This is a genomic window from Thiomicrospira cyclica ALM1, assembly GCF_000214825.1.
Classification (GTDB): domain Bacteria; phylum Pseudomonadota; class Gammaproteobacteria; order Thiomicrospirales; family Thiomicrospiraceae; genus Thiomicrospira; species Thiomicrospira cyclica.
Genome location: NC_015581.1, coordinates 1,358,606 through 1,376,687 on the forward strand (window position 1 = coordinate 1,358,606; position 18,082 = coordinate 1,376,687).

An 18,082-nucleotide genomic window follows, 5' to 3' on the forward strand; every position below is an offset into this window, starting at 1 on the left:
AAACGTTATAACTAGATATAGTGTTTTTACAACTACGCCTTACAACGAGTTAAATGATACTTTTTAAAAACTAACTTACAAAAAACCCCTAAGTTGATGTTTTTAAAAAACAATAAGCTGGTACTAATATTCAAAATGTCCCAGCAGTTATTCACAGTGTCAGTAACCGATTAAAGTGTAAACCGAAACCTTACTTAAATGCCAACCGCTGCAGGGACTGATTATGTCGAATACAAGCTCTTCTGAAATTTTAGTCGTCAAACGTGACGGACGTAAAGAATCCATTGATCTTGAAAAAATTCACCGTGTGATTACCTGGGCGGCAGAAGGCTTGGACGAGGTCTCCGTCTCTGAGGTTGAATTGCGTTCGCATATTCAATTCTATGATGGTATTAAAACGGCTGACATTCACGAAACCATTATCAAATCGGCCGCCGATTTGATTTCTGAAAACTCACCAGACTATCAACACCTGGCCGCCCGATTAGCGATTTTTCATTTGCGCAAAAAAGCCTTTGGGCGCTTTACCCCACCATCGTTGTTCGAGCAAATCAACAAAATGGTGCGCGCAGGTCGTTATGATGCCCAGTTGCTAGAGGATTTCAGCAAAAGCGAAATTGATGAGCTTGATAGCTATATCCAACATGATCGTGATTTAACCTTTAGTTATGCTGCCGTTAAGCAACTCGAAGGCAAATACCTAGTCCAAAACCGGGTAACCGGTGAAATTTACGAAAGTCCGCAATTTATCTATATGCTAATCCCAATGTGCCTGTTTAGTCACTATGACGGCACAACGAGGTTGAACTTGATCAAGCGTTTTTATGATGCCGCCTCAAATTTCAAACTATCACTACCAACCCCGATTATGTCAGGCGTACGTACACCAACGCGGCAGTTTAGCTCCTGCGTACTCATTGAATGTGGCGACTCACTCGATTCGATTAATGCAACCTCCTCGTCGATTGTTAAATACGTCTCGCAACGTGCGGGTATTGGGGTCAATATTGGCCGCGTCCGAGCACTTGGCAGCGCGATTCGGGGTGGTGAAGCGTTCCACACCGGTCTAATCCCTTTTATCAAGCACTTTCAAACCGCGGTTAAATCCTGTTCACAGGGCGGTGTGCGTGGCGGTGCCGCTACCTTGTTCTACCCTTTATGGCACCTTGAAGTGGAATCCTTACTGGTATTAAAAAACAACCGTGGTGTAGAGGAGAACCGTGCCCGCCACTTGGACTATGGCGTACAACTGAATAAAGTCATGTATCAACGCCTGCTTGAAGGCGGCATGATTACCCTATTCAGCCCTTCTGATGCACCAGGCCTGTATGATGCGTTTTTTGAAGACCAGGCTGAGTTTGAACGTTTGTACCAACTCTATGAAGCGGATCCTGCCATTCGTAAAAAACAAATCAAAGCGCTCGATTTGTTCTCTCAACTAGCACAAGAACGTGCGCAAACTGGTCGCATTTATATTCAAAACGTCGATCATAGCAATACCCACAGTCCGTTTGACTCCAAACAAGCACCCGTGCGCCAATCCAACCTGTGCCTAGAAATTGCACTACCCACTAAGCCGCTAAAATCGGTTGATGATCCGAATGGTGAAATCGCACTTTGTACGCTATCGGCGTTTAACTTGGGGGCCATTGAAGACCTGGATGAACTTGAAGAACTGTCTGAACTGATTGTGCGCGCACTAGATAGTTTATTGGATTACCAAGACTACCCGATTAAAGCCGCGCAGATTGCCAGCCTCGATCGCCGCACCCTAGGGGTTGGTGTCACCAACCTCGCCTACTATCTTGCGAAACATGGTGTGCGCTATTCCGATGGCTCCGCAAATGACTTGGTGCACCGCACCTTTGAGGCCATTCAATACTACCTACTTAAAGCATCCAATCGACTAGCTGGTGAGTTTGGTGCCTGTCCAAAATTTAATGAAACCACCTATGCGCAGGGTATTTTACCGATCGATACCTACAAAAAAGAGGTTGATGGTATTTGCTCAACTCAGCTTCATTACGATTGGGAAACCTTGCGTCGCGAAATTACCAGCACTGGTTTGCGTAACTCGACCCTAACCGCGTTGATGCCCTGCGAAACCTCATCACAAATTACTAATTCGACCAACGGCATTGAACCGCCGCGCGGCTACATCTCGGTCAAAGCCTCTAAAGACGGTATTCTGAAACAAGTTGTACCAGGATTTAAAGAGATTAAGGACAACTATGAATTGCTGTGGCAGATTCCAAACAATACCGGATATATCCAACTGGTAGCGATTATGCAAAAGTTTGTTGACCAAGCGATTTCGGCCAACACAAATTATGACCCGTCAAAATTTGAACAAGGCAAGGTGCCGATTAAACAGATCATGCAAGATTTACTGTATTGTTACAAACTTGGTTTAAAAACCCTCTATTACCATAACACCCGTGACGGTGCATCTGATTCGCAAGATGATGATGGCTGTGCTGGCGGTGCGTGTAAACTATAATAACAATAGGAACTGACTATGAGTTGCCAAGAAAAAATGACATATTCTACTTTTTGTCGCAGTCAAAATGATGCGCTCAAAGAGCCGATGTTTTTTGGTCAAAATGTAAACGTGGCGCGTTACGATCAACAAAAATTTCCGATTTTTGAAAAGCTCATTGAAAAACAACTCAGCTTCTTTTGGCGCCCAGAAGAAGTCGATTTGTCGAGCGACCGTGCCGAATTTGCGGCACTACCCGACAATGAGAAACATATTTTCATAAGTAACCTTAAATATCAAACATTACTGGACTCGGTGCAGGGGCGCTCACCCAATGTCGCTCTGCTGCCGATTGTATCGATTCCAGAACTCGAAACCTGGATTGAAACCTGGTCATTCTCAGAGACCATCCACAGTCGTTCATACACCCATATTATTCGCAACATCGTAACCGACCCGAGCGTGGTGTTTGACGATATCGTAACCAATGAAGAAATTGTCAAACGCGCCATCTCGGTAACCGAATATTATGACGAGTTGATTTTTTTAACCAACACCCTCTATTCGCAAGCAATTGATATTGAGCAAGATGCGGTGTTTCGCAAGAAAATTAAACGCGCGTTATACCTCACGCTGGTATCCGTTAACGTCCTAGAAGCGATCCGTTTTTATGTATCCTTTGCGTGTAGCTTCTCGTTTGCCGAACGTTCACTCATGGAAGGCAACGCCAAAATTATCAAATTAATTGCGCGCGATGAAGCCTTGCACCTATCGGGCACCCAACACATGCTGAATATACTGCGTAATGGCGATGATGACCCTGAAATGGCTGCGATTGCTGTCGAAGAAGAAGAGGCGATCATTAACATCTTTAAAGACGCCGCCGAACAAGAAAAGCAATGGGCCGCCTATCTGTTCAAAAATGGTTCAATGATTGGCCTTAACACCAAAATCCTGCAAGATTATGTGGAATATATTACGAACGTGCGCTTGAAAGCCCTCAACTATCCGATCATCTTCGAGCAACGCAGTAACCCACTGCCGTGGATGAATAACTGGCTAGTCAGTGACAATGTTCAGGTCGCTCCACAAGAATCTGAAATTAGCTCCTACTTAGTTGGACAGGTTGATACCAACGTCAGCAAAGATGATTTTGGTGGTTTTTCGCTCTAATTTATCGGATACAACCCGTCTAAAAAGCGCCTTCAGGGCGCTTTTTCATTAACAAATTCTAATGCACTCGCCTCATTGATTAATCTAAGCTAGAATAAAATCAGAATTTTGATGAGGCCCATTATGCTAAAAACTCTGCACAACTGGCTAAGCACCCCATCCAGTAAAATGGATTTCAACACCCTATTAAGCCAGCATTACACTCGCCTTTATCAATTAGCCTATGCTTGGACTCATCAAACCAGTGTCAGCGAAGACCTAGTACAAGAAACCCTGCTAAAAGCCATAGAGCACCAACATCAACTCAATGATTTAGACCAACTATTGCCATGGCTGTGCAAGATTTTACACAACCTCTATATTGATAAAATGCGCTACCAACAGCAATGGCAATGGATGGAAGAAGACGCCATTGATTTCCAACACACTCAAGCCTCTTGTGAAGACGACTATATGAAGCACGAGGCCCTTACCGCGCTTGAAGCCGCCATGACTCGTTTAACCGATAGCCAACGGCAAATCATTACGCTGATTGATTTACAAGAGCTTAGCTACCAACAAACCGCTGAGATTTTGGATATACCCGTTGGGACAGTGATGTCGCGTTTGTCACGCGCTAGAAAAGAACTTGAAAAACAGTTAATGCTCAGTAATAAGCAAAATAAAAACAATGTTATTGAAATGAGGCAACCATCATGAACCCTCACTTTAAACCTTACGAACTTGATCAATATATTGATGGTGAACTCGACCCTGCCGAGCGCCTCGCTCTTGAATCACGTCTAAAGCAGGATGCGGAATCTCGCGAACAGATCTGTGTCAAAAGACACATCAAAGCGCAGATCGCCCATCATTACAAACAGATAAAACCCATTAAAGGCATCAATAGTCAACCTATAACAAAACCGAAGGCAAAAACAAAATTTAATGCTGGTTGGGGGTATGCCGCCGCTGGATTCACCGGATTACTCTTGGGAATCATGCTAAGTCTATCACCCAGCTCCCTAGATCAGGTTAATTCCATACCCATAGCTGCCAATAAATTTGTGATTCATTTGGATAATAATGATCAAGGCAAAATGGCTGAGAGTATCCAAAAAGCAGGCCTACTGCTCAGGGAGCAACCGAATAGCCAAGTACAGATCATTACTAATCACGAAGGCATCGAGTTATTTAATGCACAAAACGCTAACGCTGAAGACATTATTGCCCTGTTGCAACAACATCAAAATCTCGAGCTGGTGGCCTGTCGGCGCACGCTAGATCGCATTGAACGTGGCGGTAAAACTTTTGATTTAATTCCGGCCGTTAACATTAATGAACCTGCCGTTGACGAAGTTGTTAAACGCTTAAAAGACGGCTGGACCTATATTAAGATTTAACGATTAAGTGATATATATTTAAGCAATCGAAACATCAAAACCTTTGATGGAATAAAAACCAAAAAACTCCGTTATTAATAGTGAAGGCAACATAGCCCGAACTAAAAAAACAACTAGGAGTTTACCCATGAAAAATCTATTTAAGTCGTTATTAATTTCGCTAGTTGGTCTATTTACCCTTGCTGGCATGCCCGCTCAAGCCAGTAATTATGAACCACAAAAGGTGGTTTATCACGTTAATTATGCCGATGATAACCGTTATCGGGCAATGCTTGGCAATATCCAAAACCACATCAATGGCGTTGGTTTAGATAAGGTCGAAATCCAAGTAGTCATGCATGGACCAGGCATTGACTTACTACAACGCGCTCATTCCGACGAAATCATTCAATCACGCATTTTGAATTTAAAAGGCCAAGGGGTCGGGTTTAAAATTTGTGCCAATACACTGGTAGGACGTAGCGTTAGCATTGACCAACTATTCAATGCCTCTGAGGGCGACATTGTTCCCTCAGGCGTCGCTGAAATCGCGGCACTTCAACAACAGGGCTTTGTATACCTTCGGCCTTAAAGTTTACAGTGGCTTAGGCGCTTAAAGCGCCAAGCCGCAAAACCGCGATAAGCCAAACGCGCAAGTTGCCGCAGGCCTGGTAAGGCAACCACTTTTCCCAGCAGTGCCCAAAATCCACCCAAACCACGCCAAATAACCAAAAACCCATCAACACCTAAATGTAATTGGCCCTGCGCATCTTGCACGTGCAAATGCTTCAATGCCGTTACCAGATCAACGCCCTGTTCGTCTAACAACTGTCTATCTTGGGTAATATCCACCCATTCAAAAACACCGACTGGTTGAATTTTTTGGTAATGCTGAATTTCACGGCGGCATAGACCACACTGACCATCGTAAAAGACACGAATTGGGGATTTTGACATTTACCAATCTCCGCTGAAGACAAAAATTTTTAAAAAATGTAACCGAAGCCAACTACCTTAGATACCTAGCTCGATAACTTTATTACAAATATCATCCTAGCAAAAATAAAAAAACGCGGGTAGTTATTCAGGCATCCTGATAACAACCCACGCTTTGTCAATAATGGCGGAGAGCGGGGGATTCGAACCCCCGATAGGCTATTGACCTATACACACTTTCCAGGCGTGCGCCTTCAACCGCTCAGCCAGCTCTCCATGGTGGCGCATTATAGCGACTCCACCGATGCTTGTCTATGTAACTGTCAAACAAAACAGTCAGGCTAAATAAATCTAGCCTGGCTGCAATAACCACCAAAAAAACGGGGTTGAAACTACATCATTTCTAAATCCATTTGCACCGCTTCAACACCAGCGACAGCGCATTCTTCGTCAATATCGCCACCCGGTGCTCCACTCACGCCCACGGCGCCAAATAAACGGCCGCCGGCTGAAATCGTGACTGAACCGGCCATAAAGGCTAGGCCTTCACCCAAAGTTGGCAAAGCGCCCGCTGCTTGACTCACTAACTGTGAACCATTGGCGTTAAACATCACCGCAGTATAGGCTTTTTTCTGGGAAATCGGTAACGATACCGGCGGTGCCATTGAATCGCGCATTTGTACCATAATAATACCGTTACGATCGACCACCGTAACCGATACCGGAATGCCTTTCGCTTCACAAGCTTTGATGGTTTCCATCGCAATTTTGTTATTCACTTCAAGGGTTAAACGTGGCACATCGACCGTTAAGGATTGTGCATTTGCTACTGGCGCCATTGCGACAACCAGGCCTGATGCGACAAGTAAAGATTTTAATGATTGTTTCAACATACATCCTCCAAGATGATTTATATTTAGTTTATTGTTGATTTAAATCAGCTTGATTCTATCACTATCTCGCGCTAAAGCTTACTGGTTAAACTAAGGATGAACTATGGAATTCACAATTTTTACACTCATACTGCTCGCTGTGGTGGTCATTTATTTAGTCTCTGGGATCAAAATTGTGCCGCAAGCTGAACTGCAGGTAATAGAACGCTTGGGGCGCTATCATCGCACCCTGCATGGGGGTTTAAACTTCATCATTCCAGTGATCGATCGTGTGCGCTCTAAATTTGGTACCCAAGAACAAGTCATTGATATCCCGGTTCAAAAAGTAATTACTCGCGATAACGTCAGCATTGTAATTGATGGATTAGTTTTTTTACGCGTCAATAACGCGGAACACGCCACCTATGAAATCTTAGATCTTAAGCATGCCATTGCGCAGTTAGCGCAAACGACACTGCGTTCTGAAATCGGCAAAATGGATTTAGACGATACCCTGTCCTCGCGCGACACCCTCAATGCCACCCTGATGATTGCACTCGATAATGCCTCCGGCGGCTGGGGCGCAAAGGTTACGCGCGTTGAAATTTCGGATATTTCAGTGCCTGAAGCGGTACAACACGCGATGGAACTGCAACTACGCGCCGAACGTGAGCGTAGGGCCACGGAAACCGAAGCGGAAGGTTTAAAAAACGCCACCATTGCCAAAGCGGAAGGTGATCGCCAAAAGGCTTTTAAAGAAGCCGAAGCCATCGAGCGTACCGCCGATGCCAAACGCTATGAACAAATTCAACTGGCAGAAGGTCAACAGCAAGCGATTGTCATGCTGGCACAAGCCATGCAGGCCAATCCGAATGCGGCCGAATTCCTACTGGCCAAAGACCGAATTAAAGCTTGGGAAGGCATTGCGGCTAGCGACTCGGCGAATAAAGTGGTAATTCCTTATGAGGCAACTGAACTGGTCGGGGCGCTCTCGGTGTTACAAGGCGTACTCAGCCAAGCAGGCGTGGCGAAATGATCACCCCTGGCCTGCTCGAATTGATCCCAAGCTGGCTTTTAATTGCCTTGGGTTTTGCCCTTATTGGCATTGAAATGCTAGTGGGTATCTTTATGTTAATGTGGTTTGGCATTGGCTTAATCGTGATTGGTCTGCTGAGCTTTGTGGTTGATTTTGAGCATGGTGAAATTCAGCTGATTTTTGCCTTCGCCATTGGCTCAGTACTGCTGTTTGCCTTACGCAACAAGGTGATTGCCAAACGTAATGCCAAAGAAGAAATCTCGGTTACCTATCAAACCGGCGGCATTGGCAAACTGTCATTACACAACGACACTTGGATGGTGTTTTACCATGGCACCCATTGGCAGGTCGCCAACCCAACCGCTGATTGGCAGGAAGGTCAACGCGTTCGAGTGACAAAAATTGAGCTTAATCAAGCTTGGATTGAAGCCGAATGAACTGGAAAAAAACGTCCTTATTAGCAGGCTTGTTGTTGGCACTAGCTAATTCAAGCTATGCGCAGTCGAAAACATCGCCAACCAGTCCATTAACCCAAGCCTCGGCACAGGGTTTAATCACCCTCCCCTTTAATCCGGATGTATTGGATTATGCTAAGGCCGAGGATTGGCAAGCCCTAACGACCCAGCTCGGGTCTTACCAAGTTATTTTTCATGGTGAAATCCACAATCGACTCAGCGATCACCTGATTCAAGCTGAGTTGGTGCATCTGCTCCATCAACAAGCCACGTCATTCGCGATCGGTGTAGAGTGGTTTCAAGCCCCTTTTCAACCCTGGGTCGATGCCTATATTGCCGGCGAAATTGATGAAGGCGAGCTATTACAACGCACCGAATACTTTACCCGTTGGCGCTATGATTGGCGGCTGTTACAACCCATTATGCACTATGCCCAAGGTCAACAGATCCCGGTGCTCGCCCTCAATGCCCCGGCCGAATTAACCCGTCAAATTGCCCGCGAAGGCTTAGACAGCCTAAGCCCAGAACAACGCGCCCAACTACCAGACATTCAGCCGCCGCAACCCTATCATGCCGAACGTTTAGAGGGCTTTTTCGGCCAACGCTTGGGCGACCATGGTCAAATAGATTATCTGATTAGCGCGCAACGCACCTGGGATGAAACTATGGCCGCCAATGCCGCTGCTTGGTTAGCAAACCATCCCAAATCACGGCTGTTGCTATTTGCCGGCCAATTTCACCTCGAATACCAACACGCGATTATTAGTGATTTTCTGCGTCGCTTGCCCGATTTAACTGGTAAAACGCTAAGTTTAGCTAATGGCGAATTTGAAGAGTGGTACGAAAACCGCTTTGATGGATTCTTGCTAACCCAACCGCTTAGCCTGCCGGCACACGGGCGTTTGGGCAGTCATATTACGCCACAAGGGCAGGCCTGCTTACGTGAGCTTATTGACGACAGTGCCGCCGAATCGGCTGGATTGCAGATTAATGACTGTATTGTTGGTTTTAACAACCAACCGATCCGTCATTTTAGTGATCTGATGCTGGCGCTCTATCAAACCCAACCCAACCAACAGGTTGAGCTACTCATCACGCGCCCAGCCGGTGAAAATCATCGCCGCGCCCAGCTAATCAATCTTAAACTCGACTAAACGCATAGCCAATAGGCCAAACCATAATCAATAGCACTAACACCAACAAGCCCAACCAGGCGAGCAAATAACCCAACCAATGAATGGTTTTTGAGCTGTGAATTATGCCGTGAATATGCGGATGCCTAAACCAGCTTAATGCCGCTGCCGCCGGCTTGATTGTCGCAAAAGAAGCATGCAGACAGCCTTTTAAGACACTGGCGTTTAAATGGCCGGTCCGCAGCTGCTCTCCTAGCCATTGATAAACCACTAACACATCACCTGCGGGCAACTGAAACTGGCGGTTAATCCGAATACGCCAAGCCACAGCAACAATCAACGCCATCACCAATGGCGGCCAGGCCTGCTGTAACATGGGTGCATAGCTTAAGCTCACGGGTGCCAGCGTTTGCCAAGCGGCCACCCCGCTATAGCCGCCACTAATCGCCTGCGTAAAACCGCCCAAGATGAGCACCAATGGCCAAACCAAGATCAGTAGCAAGATGATTAACCAAGCACTATAAGCACCAGCGTCATTCCAAACGCGCGACCATGTTACGGTGGTTGCTGGCAGAGCCAAGGGCCAGGGTTGTTTAAGCAAACGACGAATAAAGTGCAACATTAATAAGAAAGTTGCACCTGAAGCGACACTTAACCACCATAGTGGCAAGGTCGCCACAACCGCATCCATTTCACTGGATAATTTCATGCCGTATTTTAACCAAGCACCGGCGGTGAGTGGCGCACCGGCTAAAACTAGGGCCAACATCACCAGGCCTGCTAAAGCCACATAACGCCAGACTAAAGCTGTTGCAAACTTGTACCAGCCCAAACCAATAAATAACGCACTTTTAACCAACGCATGATGCCAGGCAAATAAGGCCACCCATAGCACCCAAATGCGCGGATCGGGGGTTTGCCAAACCCAAGCCAAGCCCCAAATCAACCAACCCATTTGACTAATACTGGAATAAGATAAAACGGTTTTTGGATTCGTTTGAGTTAAACCCATTACTACACCATACAACATCGCAATGCCGCCAATCCAGGCTAAGACTCGAAAACCAGTCTCGCTTAACGGCATGGCCAAACTGGGCAGTAAAATCCATAATCCCAAAATACCGGCTTTAATCATCACGCCCGACAAGATCGCACTCGCCGGAATCGGTGCGGCGGTATAAGCCAAAGGCAACCACACGTGTAACAAGGGCACACCCAATTTGATCGCCATACCCAGCCCAATCAAAGCCATGCCCCAAGCGCCCGATGGGCTGCTTAACCACACCATTAAATCGGTGGTGCCTAGCTCGGCGGCACGCAATAATAAGCCGCTGAATAATAAAATTTCGCCCAAAACGGCGAGCATAATGTACCAAGTCGCAGCCTGCTCCGCATGGGTGGTGCGTTCATGTACCACCAAGCCCCAAGCCGCTAAACTCATTAAACTAAAAAACAGGTAAAAACTTAACGCGTCTCCGGCGACCACCAATCCCAGACTGCCCGCTAAACTCAGCTTCATAAACAAGGGATAACTCATGTCATCGGTTTTTACCCAATGACTGTGCCAAGCGACGAGCGCCCAAATAATGACACTGAAACTTAACCAAATAAACGACAGCTCATGCCAAACGAGGCGCATACCGAGTAAAAAACTTGGGAAATAGAAGGCATCGGTGGGCGCTAGCATGGAGGTTAACCAACCCAGCTGTGCTAACCACAAGGCAGCGGCCGGCAGTAGGCCAATGGTAATCAGCGTACCGGTATATTTTTTGGTAACGGGCATTAATAACGTGAGTGTTAATAATAGCGGCCACAACCATAATGCGATCATTAGATTCATGCGCAGCAACTCTCACTGAAAAGAAGTTTTATTTTAGCTGATTTGGACGTTGGCTGTCAGTTTGCGGTGCAAATAACCAAGGGCGCAAGGCAAGAATTTGCGCTTGATAAGGACACACCCGATTATAACGCTGTTGGTAAGCGTCTAACCAGGCCTGCTGTGAAGCGGGACGCCCCATATTAACCCGTTGCGACCAGTCTAATAGGCTTAGCCAAGTCGCGCTTGCTTCCGCAGGAGTGGTGACTGGGCGATGCACAATGCGCCACAAGCTTGCTCGGTTATAGATACCCCAAACCAACCAAACGAGCAGGCTAAAGACTACCAGGCCTGCGGCTAGCACCAAAGCCATTAGAGTCAACCACAGCCATAGCGGTAAGGCAATAAACCATTGCGGTTCTAAAGTCTTTTGCTGTAATTGCTGACTATGCCGATCAAAATACAACCAATCCACCGGTGCATAATAGCCCCATTGAATCCCTTCTAAACGAAAGGGTTGCACCCATTGGTGAATCAACGTACGGCCTTCAGCCTGCCATTCAACTGTTTGCTCACGTCGCTGAAACAACCATTCCACATCAACCAGGTTGGCACGCAATTGTTGTTGCAACAGATTGCCCAAAGGGGGTAAATGGTCACTAGCCAACGCCGCCCATTCGGTACGCAATTCATAAACACGACCACTAATCATCAGTTTTGGGCGCTGCCATTGCCAAACCACCGGTCCGGATGGCAAGCTAGGCGGGATATAACTAGGACGCGCCTGCACTTTTAGCACTTGAGGCGGTGCATAAAACGCCCAAACACCACCTTGACGGGTCGCCACGCGAATACTGGGCGCACTGCGCTGAAAAGAACCGGGTTCATCCAGCCGCTGTGCCCATTGCAAACGTGCCTGTTGATTACTCAAGCGTGCCATTGGTGCGGTCTCTAAACCAGGCATATGTGGCATATGGACATTTAAGCTAAGGGCTTCATCAACCAGCGTTATATCGACCTGCTGACTCCACCAATCACCCAACCAGCCCTGCTCTGGCGCAACCGACCAATCCAGCGCCATAGCCGGGTTAGCGACCACCTCTAAGCGTTGAGCCGGTAGCTGCAAAGTGCCACTGCGTAGGGCTGGGGTTTCAATAAGCCCTGGCTGATAAGGCGTCAGCGTCAGTCGAACCCGATCAACCGCCGGATAGCGCACGTCAATATGAAAATGGGCACGTAACGGAGTTAAGTCCATCCGATCGAATTCGGCATGGGTATTGTCACTGCGTAAGGTTAATTGAATGCTTTCACCGTGCATCAAAGTTGGAGTAATTCCAATCGCCAGGCCTGGTGATGGCAACCAAGCCATGCTTAATAGTGTGGCTAGCAACACCGCCGAGATTGTGCGGCTTAGATTTGCTGTTACCATGGTTTCACCCCTGGCAACTCGACTTGTTGCGATTGACGCGCCTGAAAACCCGCTTCACGTTCAAACAAGTGAAATAAAATGCCCACCTGATCATCTTCAATCTGTTGCAGATAACGCTGTAAATCGGCTTGGCGTTGTTCACGAGCAAAATCTAAGCGTTGCTGTTCAATCACCGCTTGACCTTGCCAAGCGCCACGACTGCTACTTAATTCTTGCTGTTCTGGCGGCAATTCGGCCAACTGACCTTCTCGCTCGGGTAAATCTTCGCCCCAATAGTCTTCGTCATCGTCACGACCCCAATTTTCACCATCGGTTGCGCCTGCTAGGGTGGGATCATCATTGCCATCACGTCCAGCGCCTTGGCCATTTTCACCCTGCTCTTGTTGTTGCTCGCCATCTTGATCTTGTCGTGCTTGCGCGGCTAACTGCAGGGCTTGCTGACGTTGCGCGAGGGCCAAATTATGTGCCGCTTCCGGAAAATCGGACTGATGAATCAACGCGCCTTCGAGGGCTTCAACCGCTAAAGACCAGGCCTGCTGATCGGCATAACTTAAACCTAAATTATATAGGCTACGCGCCCGCTCTTCGGCATTGCGAGCCGTCAATAATGCTTGGCGAAAATAACCCTGCGCCTGTGGATGTTGTTGCGCGCGATGCTGTTGTTCACCGGCCTGCATCCAACGCACATAATCAGCGGGTGGATTCGCCCAAACGGCTGAGCTTGCCATCACACTGAGAAAACTCACCAGCGTGACACTAAGCAGCAGGCCCGTGGTTGTGCCAACCGCAACACGAGGTACCGCAAATAGCCACAACAAACCAGCCAGCAACGCCATAACGATCCAGGGCGTAAGATCGTAATAGGCCTGAAGTTGCTCGATTCCGTCGACTAATTCGTCATCACGGATCGCCTGTCCTACCAAGCGATCGTCATAATCTAACCAGGCCTGCAATTGCGCCGTTTGATTACGATCATCGACATAGCGGCCGTCAGCGGCTTGTGCCAAACGCTGTAAGGCTTGGCGTTCCATTGGTACCGTCACTCGCAAGCCGTCATACACCAACCAACCCGTAGGTGAAGCCGAATCGGGCAATGCGACCGGATCAGAGGTGCCTACACCAACCACTAACAAGCTCACATCCGCTGCCGCAATAGCGGCGGCAACCGCCATCAAAGATTCATTTTGGCTGGCTAAGACACCATCAGTTACTAACACCAGCTGCTGCACGCCTTGTGCTTGCGCGGCCGCTAAACCTTGCCGTAACGCCACATCGAGTTGCGTGCCCGCAAACGGCAGACGCTGAGCTTGCAATAGCCCAAGCCGATCCTGCAACAAGACTTTATCTTGGGTCATGGGTAATGCCCAATACGCCTCCGTACCAAACAACATCAGCCCTACTCTATCTTCCGCTGGCAAGCGCTGTGCCCAAGCCGCCAATAAATTCTGCGCGTGTGCAAAACGATCGGGATGACGATCCTGCGCGGTCATCGAGCGACTCGCATCTAATAGCACCAAGTGATTAACCCCCTGACTTTGCGTTGGCATAGTTGGTGATTCTAACGCCCAGCGTGGTCCCGCCAAAGCCACTAGCAGTAACACCCCAATCCAAAAACCTAATGGCCAACGCCAGGGCCAATAACTGGCCGGTGCTCGACTGGCTAAGGCCCAGGGTTGCAACGCCTCATCACTATACTCGGTGGCTTGGCGCCGACGATAGGCTAACCAGATCAGCAGGCCTGCTAACCAAGGCAGCAGCAAACTCAGCCAACTTGCCTGGCGGAAAAACAATTCGGCTATCACCATCTCAGCTCCGCCATTCATCGTAAATACATCCTTGCCCAACCCGAGGCCAGCAGTAACAGACCGACCACCAACGCCAAACTTAGCGGCCAATGGACTAAGCTGATCTGGCGCCAATCCTCGCCCTGTTCGACCAGGTCGTCACGCGCACGGACTTGCAGTTGGCTAAAGGCGTCGCGCAGTTCCGCAGGATCATAAACCGCAACGAATCGTCCGCCGGTATCAGCCGCTAGGGTTTGTAAACTGGCCGTTTCTAAGGGTTGATAAATCAAACTCGAGCGCCCGGCGGATAAAGATTCTTGCCCGCCCAAGCCAATGGTATGAATCGCGATACCGCTGGCATTGGCATAGTCAATCACATCGGCCAAACTCAAGCGACTGCGGGCTTGCAAACCATCACTCACCACCACTAACAGCGGTTCAAAGGTCGTTGAACGATTAGGATCAGTGTGCATATTACGAATCGCCATGGCCATCGCTTCGCCCATCGCTTGATCGGTACGTCCCGCTAAATAAGGCAACAAACGCGGCAGTTTCGCCCGCAAAGTATTGCGATCCGCTGTCATAGGCATCAGCGTAAATGCCTCATCGGCATATAAAATCAGACTAAAGCGGTGATGAGGTAATGCGGCCACAAACTCATCCAGCACCTGCTGTAGGACGGCGATACGGCTCAGCGGTTGGTCGTTTTCGGCATAATCTTCTAATACTAGCGATACCGAACTTTCAACTACCAGCGTTACATCGCGCACCGGTGGCGTGTCACTGACCGATTGCGGCTGGCTGTGCCAATAAAACGGACCGGCCAAGGCAAGCAACACCAGCCCGAGCAGGCTGACACGCAATCCAGCCTGCAGCGGTGATAACCAAGCCAAGCGTTGCTTGCCCTGGGTGCTGCCAGCGGTTTGAGTGGCCATAAATGCGGCAATACGCGAATGATAATACACCGATTGCTCAGCGGTATCCTGTGCGGCCAACCAAGGAAAACTCGCCTGGCCACGGGTTCGCAGCCAGCTAATTAGCGGCCATAGCAAAATCAGCAGCAACACCCAAAGTGCTCGCCACTCGATATCCTGCCAACTTAACGGGAAGAACTCAGTCATGGCGACCTCGCGGATCTTGCTGACCTTGTTGACCTTGTTGAACTGGCTGGTCTCGCGGCACCATTCGATCTCGCTCAAGCGCGATCATCGCCTGTTGCAGTTGCTGATAAAAATCCTGCGGTTGCATAGCTCGATCACTAAAGCAGGCCTCATACAACCAGCGATGCTCGGTTGGACTGAGGGACTGAGACTGTTGCGACTGCACTTGATAAATGGCCAACGCCAAACGACGTAACTCTGTGCTGAACGAAAGATCTTGTTGCGCTGGCGCTTCAACCGTCTCAACCAAGCGTTCCACCTGCTGCACCAAACGTTGCAAACGGCGCTGGGCATACCAGGCCTGGTAACGTTGCCATAACCACCAAACCAAGCCTGCTAATAACAGCAATGCGAATAGAAGCATCATCATAACCAGCAACCCTTGCCAGCCACTCAAACCCTGGGCGGCTACGTCACTCACCAACGGTTCATCGAGAGTCGGCGCTAGATCAAACCAGCCATCGGGTCGCTGAGCAATGGTCATCGTGCCAACTCCAATGCCAAGCGTCTAAAATCCACCAATTCATCCTGGGTACTCAATGGCCAATGGGTAATACCATAAGCACGCAGTTGCTTGGCTAGGGTATCAGCTTGCTGTTGTGACCACTGCTGATAAGCCGCCAGCTTATCGGCATCAAGTAGCCAGCGCTGCATACCCTGCTGTAAGGCCAGTCGCGCCCGCTTGGGCAGAGATAATTCAATCGGATCAACAAGGCTGACCGCCTGCACATCAAACTGCGCCTGCACCGCAAATAACCATTGCCAGTCCTGTGCACTCCAATCGACAAAATCGGTCACTAACCAAACTTTTGCCCCAGGTAACCAGGCCTGCTGCGATGCTCGCAAGCGCTCAGCAAAACCTACCGCGTTGTTGACCGCTTGCGGGGGGCAGGGTTTCGCGAGTTGATTCATCGTTTGCCGAAAAATATCCCGCGCCGCCGGCGCCGGCCACACCTGTAATTGATCATGGGCTTGTACGAGCTGCCATTGCACACCCTGTTGCTGCGCCCACCAGGCTAACCAGCCGGTAAAGCGCATCGCTTGGGTAACTTTTAAACGCTTGTGCGAGCCAAAGCGCATACTCGGCCCCTGGTCCACACAGACGCACCAGGCCTGCTGACGTTCTTGTTGGAAGACTTTGGTCATGGCTTGCCCAGAACGCGCCCACGCCCGCCAATTCAGATGACGCAACTCATCGCCAGGGTAATAAGCTCGGCTGTCGGCATAATCCATGCCCTGCCCGGTCGATTTAGACCACTGATCACCAAATAACCGCTGCGCACTGGCCCGTTGGCTGGGTTTAAAATCAACCAAGTCTGCGGCGATAGCCTGAGCCCAAGCGGCTATTTCCTCCGCACTCATAATGGGTGCATTCACCTTAGTAACGGCTGAACTCATGCCACAACGGGTACCTCAACCCAGCGTAACAATTCGGTTAGCAGCCGATCGATCGACCAACCTTGCGCACGTCCGGCAAAACTCAAGCCCAAACGATGGCGGAGCACATCAGGTAACAACAACGCGACATCTTCTGGAATCACATAGTCGCGCCCTTGTAACCAAGCATAGGCACTGGCGGCATGCAACAGGGCAATCGAGGCGCGCGGCGACGCCGCTACATCCAAGACGCCCGCTAAATTCGCATCAAAACGACTTACATTACGGGTAGCGGCAATCAGCGCCACAATATAGGCTTCCACGGCAGGTGCCACAAAAACCTCCGCCACCGCGCGGCGTGCTTGCATCACATCCTGCGGGGTTAAACTGGAGGTATCGGGCTCAACATCAGCACCAAAATGCTTGGCACGATCCCGACGTAGAATGTCTAATTCTTCCGCTTCGGTCGGATAATCCAGCACCACATGCAACATAAACCGGTCCATTTGCGCTTCTGGCAGTGGGTAGGTCCCGCTTTGTTCCAACGGGTTTTGGGTCGCCATCACGATAAATAATTCTGGCAAACCACGCGTTTTACCGCCGGCCGTCACTTGCTTTTCGGCCATAGCTTCTAATAGTGCGGATTGCACTTTCGGTGGGGCACGATTAATTTCATCGGCCAGGACAATTTCATTAAAAATGGGACCTGGAATAAAACTCAACCCCCCTTGCTGGGTATCCAACACCTCTGACCCCATCACATCCGCCGGCATTAAATCGGGCGTAAACTGAATGCGTTGAAAACTGGCATGTACCCCGCGCGCCAGGGTTTTAACCGCGGTCGTTTTCGCGAGGCCTGGCGGGCCCTCTAGTAACACATGACCACCGGTGAGCATCGCAATTAGCATCCGCTCGAGTAAGGCATGCTGTCCGACAATCGTTTTTTGTAAGTGTGTCTTCAGCCCCATAAAGGCCTGTTGGCTCGCTGTTGCGTTTGCTGACATAGCTTTTCCTTTAATTCCAGCGCTAATATTCAACTGAGTGGTTGAATATACAAAAGGCGGCTGGTGA

The 18,082-nt window shown here is 48.9% G+C and carries 17 protein-coding genes and 1 tRNA gene; 8 read left to right on the top strand and 10 right to left on the bottom strand.

The window, feature by feature from the left end; all coding sequences use genetic code 11:
• Positions 1–223: 223 nt before the first annotated feature.
• The 5 genes from nrdA to THICY_RS06090 all read left to right on the top strand — a co-directional run bounded on the left by nrdA (position 224) and on the right by THICY_RS06090 (position 5,605).
• The gene (gene nrdA, locus THICY_RS06070; protein WP_013835736.1) at positions 224–2,500 is read left to right on the top strand and encodes a class 1a ribonucleoside-diphosphate reductase subunit alpha; all 2,277 of its coding nucleotides are present in this window, start codon (positions 224–226) and stop codon (positions 2,498–2,500) included.
• 18 nt (positions 2,501–2,518) lie between these two features.
• Entirely contained in the window at positions 2,519–3,652 is a 1,134-nt protein-coding gene (nrdB, locus tag THICY_RS06075; RefSeq protein ID WP_013835737.1) for a class Ia ribonucleoside-diphosphate reductase subunit beta, read from the top strand.
• Positions 3,653–3,775: 123 nt separating this feature from the next.
• Positions 3,776–4,351, top strand: coding sequence for an RNA polymerase sigma factor (locus THICY_RS06080; protein ID WP_013835738.1), 576 nt, complete (start codon positions 3,776–3,778; stop codon positions 4,349–4,351).
• Entirely contained in the window at positions 4,348–5,034 is a 687-nt protein-coding gene (locus THICY_RS06085; RefSeq protein WP_013835739.1) for a hypothetical protein, read from the top strand. Before THICY_RS06080 ends, THICY_RS06085 begins: the two co-directional genes overlap by 4 nt.
• Before the next feature lie 127 nt (positions 5,035–5,161).
• Positions 5,162–5,605 (top strand): DsrE family protein, encoded by a 444-nt coding sequence (locus THICY_RS06090; protein WP_013835740.1) that lies wholly within the window; start codon positions 5,162–5,164, stop codon positions 5,603–5,605.
• Here the strand turns inward: THICY_RS06090 and THICY_RS06095 are convergent.
• The 3 genes from THICY_RS06095 to THICY_RS06105 all read right to left on the bottom strand — a co-directional run bounded on the left by THICY_RS06095 (position 5,602) and on the right by THICY_RS06105 (position 6,842).
• Positions 5,602–5,970: a thiol-disulfide oxidoreductase DCC family protein gene (locus THICY_RS06095; RefSeq protein WP_013835741.1), complete on the bottom strand. Its 369-nt coding sequence runs from the start codon at positions 5,968–5,970 to the stop codon at positions 5,602–5,604. The two genes, THICY_RS06090 and THICY_RS06095, sit on opposite strands and share 4 nt — an antisense overlap.
• A 164-nt stretch (positions 5,971–6,134) precedes the next feature.
• Positions 6,135–6,225 (bottom strand) — tRNA-Ser (locus THICY_RS06100).
• Positions 6,226–6,341: 116 nt separating this feature from the next.
• On the bottom strand, positions 6,342–6,842 hold the full coding sequence (locus tag THICY_RS06105; protein WP_013835742.1) for a GlcG/HbpS family heme-binding protein: 501 nt from the start codon (positions 6,840–6,842) through the stop codon (positions 6,342–6,344).
• Positions 6,843–6,945: 103 nt separating this feature from the next.
• Between THICY_RS06105 and THICY_RS06110 the strand changes: the two genes are divergently transcribed.
• From THICY_RS06110 to THICY_RS06120, 3 genes are read left to right on the top strand one after another with little or no spacing between them, the layout of a single operon-like run.
• Positions 6,946–7,857 (top strand): SPFH domain-containing protein, encoded by a 912-nt coding sequence (locus THICY_RS06110; RefSeq protein ID WP_013835743.1) that lies wholly within the window; start codon positions 6,946–6,948, stop codon positions 7,855–7,857.
• Positions 7,854–8,294 (top strand): NfeD family protein, encoded by a 441-nt coding sequence (locus THICY_RS06115; RefSeq protein ID WP_013835744.1) that lies wholly within the window; start codon positions 7,854–7,856, stop codon positions 8,292–8,294. Before THICY_RS06110 ends, THICY_RS06115 begins: the two co-directional genes overlap by 4 nt.
• Positions 8,291–9,466: a ChaN family lipoprotein gene (locus THICY_RS06120; RefSeq protein ID WP_013835745.1), complete on the top strand. Its 1,176-nt coding sequence runs from the start codon at positions 8,291–8,293 to the stop codon at positions 9,464–9,466. The genes THICY_RS06115 and THICY_RS06120 overlap by 4 nt, the downstream gene beginning before the upstream one ends.
• On the opposite strand, the gene THICY_RS06125 is transcribed toward THICY_RS06120, so the two are convergent.
• From THICY_RS06125 to THICY_RS06155, 7 genes are read right to left on the bottom strand one after another with little or no spacing between them, the layout of a single operon-like run.
• Positions 9,453–11,285, bottom strand: a complete 1,833-nt coding sequence (locus THICY_RS06125) for a complex I subunit 5 family protein (protein WP_013835746.1) — start codon at positions 11,283–11,285, stop codon at positions 9,453–9,455. The two genes, THICY_RS06120 and THICY_RS06125, sit on opposite strands and share 14 nt — an antisense overlap.
• A gap of 28 nt (positions 11,286–11,313) precedes the next feature.
• The gene (locus THICY_RS06130; protein ID WP_013835747.1) at positions 11,314–12,690 is read right to left on the bottom strand and encodes a hypothetical protein; all 1,377 of its coding nucleotides are present in this window, start codon (positions 12,688–12,690) and stop codon (positions 11,314–11,316) included.
• Positions 12,684–14,609 (bottom strand): vWA domain-containing protein, encoded by a 1,926-nt coding sequence (locus THICY_RS06135; protein WP_245534946.1) that lies wholly within the window; start codon positions 14,607–14,609, stop codon positions 12,684–12,686. The genes THICY_RS06130 and THICY_RS06135 overlap by 7 nt, the downstream gene beginning before the upstream one ends.
• A complete protein-coding gene (locus tag THICY_RS06140; RefSeq protein WP_013835749.1) occupies positions 14,510–15,595 on the bottom strand; it encodes a VWA domain-containing protein in 1,086 nt (361 codons plus the stop codon). Before THICY_RS06140 ends, THICY_RS06135 begins: the two co-directional genes overlap by 100 nt.
• Positions 15,588–16,118, bottom strand: a complete 531-nt coding sequence (locus tag THICY_RS06145) for a hypothetical protein (RefSeq protein ID WP_013835750.1) — start codon at positions 16,116–16,118, stop codon at positions 15,588–15,590. Before THICY_RS06145 ends, THICY_RS06140 begins: the two co-directional genes overlap by 8 nt.
• Entirely contained in the window at positions 16,115–17,032 is a 918-nt protein-coding gene (locus THICY_RS06150; protein WP_013835751.1) for a DUF58 domain-containing protein, read from the bottom strand. Before THICY_RS06150 ends, THICY_RS06145 begins: the two co-directional genes overlap by 4 nt.
• Positions 17,029–18,015, bottom strand: coding sequence for an AAA family ATPase (locus THICY_RS06155; RefSeq protein WP_013835752.1), 987 nt, complete (start codon positions 18,013–18,015; stop codon positions 17,029–17,031). The genes THICY_RS06150 and THICY_RS06155 overlap by 4 nt, the downstream gene beginning before the upstream one ends.
• Positions 18,016–18,082 lie beyond the last annotated feature (67 nt).